Origin of the sequence: Marseilla massiliensis (assembly GCF_016899855.1) — a bacterium.
Classification (GTDB): Bacteria; Bacteroidota; Bacteroidia; order Bacteroidales; family Bacteroidaceae; genus Prevotella.
This window is the reverse complement of record NZ_JACJJG010000130.1, coordinates 1-6,749: the sequence shown is the minus strand read 5'-3', so window position 1 is coordinate 6,749 and position 6,749 is coordinate 1. Positions and strand designations below refer to the sequence as shown.

The window sequence follows — 6,749 nt, the reverse complement described above, 5'->3', positions numbered from 1 at the left end:
ACCTCATGGAGTTCCCAGTGAGCGAGGAAGAGTAAATTTCTTAGGAGTTAAGAAGTTATGGAGTAAAGGAGTTAAGACAAATGCCCTGTTGAATGAATAATTAATTATGAAAAATGAATAATCAAGTTTGCCTGTTCAGGCAATGATTTCTTCACTCTTAATTTTTCACTTTTCACTTAACAAGTCATTTATCTTAACTCCTTTACTCCATAACTTCTTAACTCCTGAAAACAACAAAATATAAAAGCAATAACCTTAACTTAAACATTAAATAATCATGAGTCAGAGAAGCAAGGTGCGCCACGCGCAGCGTGAGGCACGTGAAGAGAAACAAGCAAAGAAAGTAGTTACATGGATATTCGCGGCACTTATTGTGTTAGCGGTCATCTTCATTGCGGCTGCAATGTTCATGTGATGAGGTATGAGTGGTCTTGAGATAGAGCGCAAGTTCCTTGTCCATAAGGACGGGCAGCCATACAAGAAACTGGCGTATGCCGCCAGCCGGATAACGCAGGGATACATCTGCGCCGACCGTGGGCGTACCGTTAGGGTGCGCATGCGCGACAATCGAGGGTTCCTGACAATCAAGGGACCGTCAGACCCGGCAGGAACTACGCGCTATGAGTTTGAAAAAGAGATTACCCTTGACGAAGCACGGCAACTTATGAAACTGTGTCTGCCAGGGGTAATCGACAAGACCCGTTATCTCGTAAGGAGCGGAGGGCATGTCTTTGAGGTAGATGAATTCTACGGAGAAAACGACGGTCTGGTAATGGCAGAGGTGGAACTGGGTAGCGAAAACGAGCCTTTTACAAAGCCTGACTTCATTGCCGACGAAGTGACTGGCGACCGCCGGTTCTACAACTCGTCGCTTATGGCCATGCCGTTCAGTGCCTGGCGCGATACCTTGCCGCCAGAATTCCGATGACGGCGGCAAGCGTCACGCCTACTGTATTTGCCGCGAAGTCGAGCCAGTCGCCGCTTCGCCGTCCGCCGGTACACGTCGCCTGAAGTATCTCGATAAGTCCGCTCATAAGTACGGGGGCAAGCCATGCCCATACGAAAAGCCGTCCCGAATTTAGCTTTTTGTGTGTCCTGAGGTATTCAATCCAGATGGTCAGGCATGTTCCGAGATACATAACGATATGCGTCCATTTGTCTATGAAGGCCACGTTGTCAAGCGGCGTATGCGGTGTTGTGCAGAAACACAGGACCCAGATTGTTGCCAGAAACAGGCAAGAAACTGGATATTTTCTTATCAAATGGATGTTTATTTTCATTTCTAATGATGTTTTTGCTGCAAAAGTAAGATGTTTTTCTTACATTTGCAATCAGTTAATCAATAAAAACGAGAATATTTTTCATCTCCCGTCAAACGTCCATCCGTATGTCAAGTGGCGGCGAGGCGTTGATGGAACATCTATCAGGAAAGGATTAAGACATGACTCAACTTGAAAGGGCGAGCTTCGGAAGTAAGCTTGGTGTGATACTTGCCACGGCAGGTTCGGCCGTCGGTCTTGGTAATGTATGGAGGTTTCCGTACATGGCCGGCGAGTATGGCGGGGCGGCGTTTATAGTCATATACGTAGGCTGCGTGCTGCTGTTCGGCATTCCGTGTATGGTCAGCGAGTTTATAATAGGCCGTCACGCGGCTTCCAACACGGCCCGGGCGTATCGTTCGCTGGCTGGGGGAACGCCTTGGGCGGCCATCGGTTATTTCGGCGTTTTTACCGGATTGCTTATCACGAGTTACTATGCCGTGGTGGCGGGATGGTGCCTTCAGTACATAGCGGCGTCATTGTTAGGCCAGCTCCACGGTTCGCCAGAGTTCTTTGCGGAATATTTCGCCACGTTCGAGAAAGACCCGTTCAAGCCTGTATTCTGGACAGTGGCGATATTTCTAATCACTCATTACGTCATAATTCACGGCGTTCGTGGCGGTATAGAGAAGGCTTCCAAGCTGCTGATGCCTGCCCTGTTCGTGCTGCTGCTTATCGTCGTTGTGTCGGCATGCCTGCTTCCGGGTGCTTTTGAGGGTGTGAAATTCCTTTTCAAGCCAGATTTTTCTAAAGTCGGAGGTGATGTTTTCCTCGGCGCGTTGGGGCAGTCATTCTATTCTTTGAGTATCGGCATGGGGTGTCTATGCACCTATGCGTCGTATTTCAGCCGTCAGACCAACCTGATGAAGTCGGCCGTGCAAATCGGCGTTCTCGATACTTCCGTGGCCATCCTGGCCGGACTTATGATATTCCCGGCGGCCTTTTCCGTAGGCATTAATCCCGACTCTGGGCCTTCGCTTGTGTTCATCACGCTGCCCAACGTGTTCCAGCAGGCCTTCGCCTCGCTGCCCGTAGTGGGCTATGTGGTGGGTTTTGCCTTTTACGCTCTGCTGGCATTGGCGGCCATAACGTCGCTCATCTCGCTCCATGAGGTTACTACCGCGTTCATACATGAGGAGATGCACACTACCAGGAAGCGTGCCGCATGGACGGTTACGATACTCTGCTCGGTGATAGGCGCCGTATGTTCGTTGTCGTTGGGCAAGCTCGACTTCCTTAAAATCGGCGACCGTTCGCTGTTCGATTTCTTCGATTTCATTACAGGACAGGTGATGTTGCCCGTCGGCGGTTTCTTCACTTGCCTGTTCGTGGGCTGGTATTTGCCGCACAAGATGGTGCGTGACGAGTTTTCCAACTGGGGCACCCTGCGTGGCAAACTGTTCCATACCTACCTCTTTTGCATCAAGTTCGTATGCCCGATTTGCATCCTTATGATATTCCTTCATCAGTTCGGTTGGATATGATATGCTGCCGCCGGGGATTGGCGTAAGGCTTGCCCCGGCGGTATTTGCCGCTATGGCATAATGCCTTACGACCTTAGATGTTATACAGATGAAAAGCTTTTTTTATCTTCAACGTGCCGACCGCTATGCGTTAATAGCCCTTCTGGCTGTTGTCGTGGCGGCTGTAGGACTGCTACTTTATCTTGGTAAACCCGGCGAGACGGCGTCGGCTGTTGCCGTCGACAGTACCGCTGTTGACTCTGCCGGCGTGGGGCCGGGCAGAGTACGGCCCCACGCCGTGCGTTATTATGCCGTTGAGGGCCGCCGCGCGGAGCTGTTCGCCTTTGACCCTAACACTGCCGACAGTACCGAACTGTTGCGTCTCGGCCTTGCACCTTGGCAGGTGAGGAACATCTATAAATACCGCGCCAGTGGCGGCATATACCGTAAGCCGTCCGACTTTGCCCGCCTTTACGGGCTTACAGTGGGGCAGTACAAGGCTCTTGAACCGTATATACGGATATCGCCCGACTACCGTCCGGCTGCCGGGCTGGCGGTAGCTGAAACACGTGACATGTATGTGCGCGATACGCTCAGGTATCCTTTGAAACTGAAACCGGGCGAGCATGTGTCGCTAAATGCCGCCGATACGTCGCTGCTTAAGCGTGTGCCGGGCATAGGCAGCGGCTTCGCCCGTGCCATAGTGGGCTACCGCGAGAGGCTGGGCGGGTATTACAGCGTGTCGCAACTGCTTGAAATCAGCGGCTTTCCGCAGTCGGCCCTGCCTTATTTCGACATCGGCACGGCCCGGTGCCGGCGGCTGAACGTGAACACGGCTACGCTGAGCCAGCTGCGGCGTCATCCGTACATAGGTTTTTACAGGGCGAAAACCATAGTTGACCACCGCCGCCTTCACGGCATTATACGTTCGCTGTCGGAGCTTGGCCTGTACAAGGACTTTACGCCTGAGGCGGTGGACAGGCTGAGCCATTACGTAGAGTTCTGATGCGTATCGGCGTTTATAAGATTACCGTTTTTGATTGATTTTATGCCGTGATATAACCATCGGCAATGCAACTGGATTTCGGATGAAACTCAAAAGGCCGTCTTTTACGTTCCGAAAGGCCGCCAATCGCATGCTGAAAGGCCGCCTTTTGCAATATAAAAGACGGCCTTTTGTAACGCCTTGGGCGTCAGTGCGTTATGCGCTTTGGCATAACAGCGCTTACTGTTTATGCATACCAATGTCCGGGATAGTAGGTCCCGCCGTCGTGGCCGGCGTCCGACCATGCGTGAGGATGGTGCGGACGGTGGTGGCGCGGAGGCTTGTCGCGGTGGTGTTTCTTGTGGTGTGGACGTCGCGGACCATCCCTGTGGATTACGCAAGAACTGAATGCCAACGACATGCATAGTGCCGCAATGGCCGTTACCGATAGGGTTATTCTTTTCATAATACGGCGTGTTTTAGGTTTAACTTTTTACAAATATAGTGATTTTTATCGACATTCTATATATTTGACCCGTCAAAACGCCCGATGTAAAGTCGGTGAAACATTATTTAATAAATTTAATAAGTAGGCAGTGACATTTATACATTGATTGTTCCTACCCAGCTTGAGCGCATGGCGGCAGGCGGCTGGGCTTGCACGGGTGTGTGTCCTGCCGCGGTATTCTTTCCGCCAAGGCGCGGCGATTGGCCCTGGCGTATAAATTTTTTCGGCGTTTCATAGTTCCCCTTCCTCGTTTTTTTATATTTTTGCCGATATAAAAATCAAGCATATTCCCGATATGATAAAGTTCAAGGATGTTACCGTTGCCGACAAGGCCCTTATACAAAGCTTTACTCTTTGGGGCGAGCGGCAGAACTGCGACCTGTCGTTCGCCAACCTCATAAGTTGGAGATTTCTTTATAATACCCAGTTTGCCGTAGTAAACGATTATCTCGTGTTCCGCTTTTACGCCGGCCGCCATCTCGCATATATGGCCCCGGTAGCGCGCCCAAAGCAGCGGCCGGACGGCACGATGAGGGTAGAGCCGTGTGATGAATGCTCGGCAGAGGTTATCCGCGCCATGCACGACGACGCCATAGCCATGGGGCATCCTTTCCTCATGCTCGGCGTGTGCAACTACATGCGCGACGTAATCGAGACGCATTTTCCTGACGTGTTCGATATAAAGACTGAACGTGATTACAGCGATTATATATATGAAAGGGATAAACTCGTGAACCTGTCAGGCAAGAAACTGCAGAGCAAGCGCAACCATATCAACAAGTTCAAGAGCCTGTATCCCGACTACGAATACCGCGAGCTTACGCCCGAACTGATACCTCAGTGTCTTGAACTGGAGCGCCAGTGGCGCTCGGCTGCCGTCGGTGACGGTGGTGACGGACAGGAAGATGACCTGTCGGAGGAGCTGCGCTCGATGACGCGTGCATTCAACCGCTGGAGCGAACTGGGGCTTTTCGGCGGCTCGATATTCGTCGGCGGCCGCATGGTGGCTTTCACGTACGGCTGCCCGATCAACCATAATACCTTCGACGTGTGCGTAGAGAAGGCCGACGTGAACTATGAAGGGGCCTTCAGCATTATCAACCAGGAGTTTGCGAAGCATATTCCCGAGCAGTACTTTTACATAAACCGTGAGGAGGACTTGGGTGACGAAGGCCTGCGAAAGGCCAAGCTATCGTACCGTCCGGACATCCTTCTGGAGAAAAACTCGGTGATGGAGAAGCGTCCGCTGGCCGACTTCGAGGACCAGGAGCGTATCCTGCGCGAGACGAAAGACATCTGGCGCACAGTGTTCGGCGACCCGGAAGATTTCGTTGAGTTGTATTTCTCCAAGGTGTACAGGAGCGAGTACAACGTGTGCTGCCAGCTTGGCGGGCGTGTAGTGGCGGCCTTGCAGACACTGCCTTACCGCATGCTGTATCGTGGGCGCGAAATTAATACTGCTTATATGAGCGGCGTATCGGTATTGCCGGAGTTCCGTCGTCAGGACATCGGCAACAACCTGATGAAGCAGGCGCATTTCCGTCTGTACCATAGTGATGTGGTGTTCGCCTCGCTGATACCGGCAGAACCATGGCTGTATGAATGGTACGGAAAGTGCGGCTATGCCCGTATTATAAAATGTACGCCGCCACCCGTTGACGCCCTTGCCGTGGATTTTGATGAGTTCGACCGTGTGCAGCGTTCACGTAACTGTGTTCTCCTACATGATGAGGCCGGATTTGAGGTTATACGTGAGGACATACGCCTGGCCGGGAAAGACTATGTGCCGCAAAGCGGGAATATCGACGGCATGTTACGCGTCGTCAATGCACGTAAGGCATTGCGCCTGTATGCCGAAACGCATGCGGATGAACACTTGTCGATACGTGTTGACGGTGACGCTGACATTCCAATGAACAATGCGTATTACATAATAAGCGGTGGTAAGGTAAGGCAGACTGACGAGCCTGATCCGTCGGCAGTGAAGATGTCAATTAATGGACTTGCCGAATTTATTTTCAAGGATGAAAACGCTGAAATGAACTTCATGCTTAACTGAATATAAGCATATTATTTGCGTTTCCGCATTATTTTTGCGTGGCTTCAGCCTCGAGTCAATGGTCGGAAAATAATATTCTGCTCGTTGATTCGAGGCTTTTTCTTTAACTGATTCCATAAATCTGTCTGTTTTATTCTGGCTAAAGCCTTATTTGCCCCTGAGGAACAAATGAACATATTGCCCTATAATATAATAATGTGGAAAGCCCCTTTTGTGACGTTTTATTTGTAAACGTATGTTAAAATACGGTATTATTTAAAACTTTTTCTTGAAAAGGTTTGGTGGTAATGTGAAAAGTGTGTACTTTTGCATCCGCTTTTCAGGGGTTGCCCCTGGGGAAGTAAAAAGTTCTTTGAAATGATGACACAGGCGAGGAGCAGCGGCCGCCGGATATGAAGAAGGCGGTTGTCATGCC

Annotated in this window: 7 protein-coding genes; 5 read left to right on the top strand and 2 right to left on the bottom strand. The window is 50.9% G+C overall.

Going from position 1 to position 6,749, the window contains the following annotated elements; all coding sequences use genetic code 11:
• Positions 1-277 precede the first annotated feature (277 nt).
• Together H6A34_RS13100 and H6A34_RS13095 are read left to right on the top strand one after the other, a co-directional pair.
• Complete coding sequence (locus tag H6A34_RS13100; protein WP_021947895.1) at positions 278-415, top strand: archaellin/type IV pilin N-terminal domain-containing protein; 138 nt, start codon at positions 278-280, stop codon at positions 413-415.
• 6 nt (positions 416-421) lie between these two features.
• Positions 422-928 (top strand): CYTH domain-containing protein, encoded by a 507-nt coding sequence (locus H6A34_RS13095; protein WP_021947896.1) that lies wholly within the window; start codon positions 422-424, stop codon positions 926-928.
• Here the strand turns inward: H6A34_RS13095 and H6A34_RS13090 are convergent.
• Positions 888-1,280 (bottom strand): VanZ family protein, encoded by a 393-nt coding sequence (locus H6A34_RS13090; protein ID WP_205105877.1) that lies wholly within the window; start codon positions 1,278-1,280, stop codon positions 888-890. The two genes, H6A34_RS13095 and H6A34_RS13090, sit on opposite strands and share 41 nt — an antisense overlap.
• 161 nt (positions 1,281-1,441) lie before the next feature.
• Between H6A34_RS13090 and H6A34_RS13085 the strand changes: the two genes are divergently transcribed.
• Both H6A34_RS13085 and H6A34_RS13080 read left to right on the top strand, forming a co-directional pair.
• Positions 1,442-2,803, top strand: a complete 1,362-nt coding sequence (locus H6A34_RS13085; protein WP_205105876.1) for a sodium-dependent transporter — start codon at positions 1,442-1,444, stop codon at positions 2,801-2,803.
• 88 nt (positions 2,804-2,891) lie between these two features.
• Entirely contained in the window at positions 2,892-3,788 is an 897-nt protein-coding gene (locus tag H6A34_RS13080; RefSeq protein ID WP_205105875.1) for a ComEA family DNA-binding protein, read from the top strand.
• A 226-nt stretch (positions 3,789-4,014) separates the two neighbouring features.
• Here the strand turns inward: H6A34_RS13080 and H6A34_RS13075 are convergent, their stop codons facing one another.
• Positions 4,015-4,233 (bottom strand): hypothetical protein, encoded by a 219-nt coding sequence (locus tag H6A34_RS13075; RefSeq protein WP_205105874.1) that lies wholly within the window; start codon positions 4,231-4,233, stop codon positions 4,015-4,017.
• A gap of 337 nt (positions 4,234-4,570) precedes the next feature.
• Here H6A34_RS13075 and H6A34_RS13070 point away from each other — a divergent pair, with 337 nt between their 5' ends.
• Positions 4,571-6,334: a GNAT family N-acetyltransferase gene (locus tag H6A34_RS13070; protein WP_205105873.1), complete on the top strand. Its 1,764-nt coding sequence runs from the start codon at positions 4,571-4,573 to the stop codon at positions 6,332-6,334.
• Positions 6,335-6,749 lie beyond the last annotated feature (415 nt).